Below are 1,208 nucleotides of genomic sequence, written 5' to 3'. Positions count from 1 at the left end.
GGCGAAGTCGAGGACGCCATCGTCGGCGCCGGCACCATTCTGGACGCCCGCCAGTTCGGCGAGGCGGCGGCAGCCGGCTCGAAGTTCATCGTCAGCCCCGGCATCACCCGCGAGCTTCTGGCGGCGGCGAAGGACAGCGACGTGCCATTGCTGCCCGGCGCCATCACGCCCGGCGAGATCATGGCCGCCCGCGAGGCGGGCTTGCGTTTCCTGAAGTTCTTCCCGGCGGAACAGTCGGGCGGCATCGCCTCGCTCAAGGCATTCGCCTCGCCGCTCGCCGATGTCAAATTCTGCCCGACCGGCGGCATCACCGGCAAGAACGCCGCCGACTATCTGAGCCTGCCCAACGTCATCTGCGTCGGCGGCTCCTGGGTGGCGCCGGACGATTTGGTCAAGGCCGGCAAGTGGGATGAAATCGAAGCCCTGGCGCGAGCCGCGAGCAAGCTCGGGCGGTAGAGACACTTTCAACCCAAGTGGATTGGCTGCATTGCCGGCGGCATTCCTGTTTTGCGGACAGCAAAATGCCGCGCGGATTGCCCGGCGCGGCTTTTGTAATACTTGGTCGATCCGCTATTTGGTCTGAAAGCGGGCGACCGACAGGAACTTGACGGCATTGCCGGTGAACCGGTTGGCGTCGGCCATCTGATCGTTCGGCTGGAAGCCCGCGGTGTAGACCTCGCTCGGCGGCGTGTGCACGATATTGTAGGCATAGCGCGGCGCCGTCGTTGCGCTGGAGACAGTGGCGACATTCTCGCCGCTGTTCAACGCCCAACGCGCGGCCTTCGGCTCGGCGGCGACCACCACGGACTTGGGACCAGGCTTCAGGTCCCGGGCGGTTGCTCTGGCTGCCTTGCGGGTGGTTTTCACACCCGCACCGATCGCCGCAGCCGGATCGGAGCCGGCCGGGCGGGCAACGACAGCCTCGCGCGGCGAAGCAGCATTGACGTTCGCCGCGTCGCTGAGGACCGAGCTCGGCTGGGAGAGCGAGGCGACCTGGTATTCGTCGGTTGCACTGACCCGCTCGAGGACGGCCTTGACCGCGTCGGGTTGGATCTGGTCGGGCTGGGCCAAGTCAGGTTGAGCCAAGTCGGGCCGCGCCGACGGCAGCACCGAGAACGCATCGGTAGCGGTCTTGCCGTGCCCGGCCGTGTCCGCCAGCGCCAAAAGCACATCCTTGTCCTGCGGCGCAAGGTCGGCCGCTGCAAGGT

The 1,208-nt window shown here is 67.0% G+C and carries 1 protein-coding gene and 1 pseudogene; one reads left to right on the top strand and one right to left on the bottom strand.

The window, feature by feature from the left end:
- Positions 1-456: bifunctional 4-hydroxy-2-oxoglutarate aldolase/2-dehydro-3-deoxy-phosphogluconate aldolase (gene eda, locus EOC93_RS33500; protein WP_127206753.1), on the top strand; the 456-nt coding region annotated here is incomplete at its 5' end.
- Between the two features lie 114 nt (positions 457-570).
- Here eda and EOC93_RS33495 read toward each other — a convergent pair.
- A pseudogene (locus tag EOC93_RS33495) lies at positions 571-1,208 on the bottom strand (peptidase M15); the annotation flags it as partial.

Source organism: Mesorhizobium sp. M6A.T.Ce.TU.002.03.1.1 (assembly GCF_003997275.1).
GTDB lineage: Bacteria > Pseudomonadota > Alphaproteobacteria > Rhizobiales > Rhizobiaceae > Mesorhizobium > Mesorhizobium mediterraneum.
The sequence above is the reverse complement of the archived record's forward strand: the minus strand, read 5'-3'. Positions and strand labels throughout refer to the sequence as shown.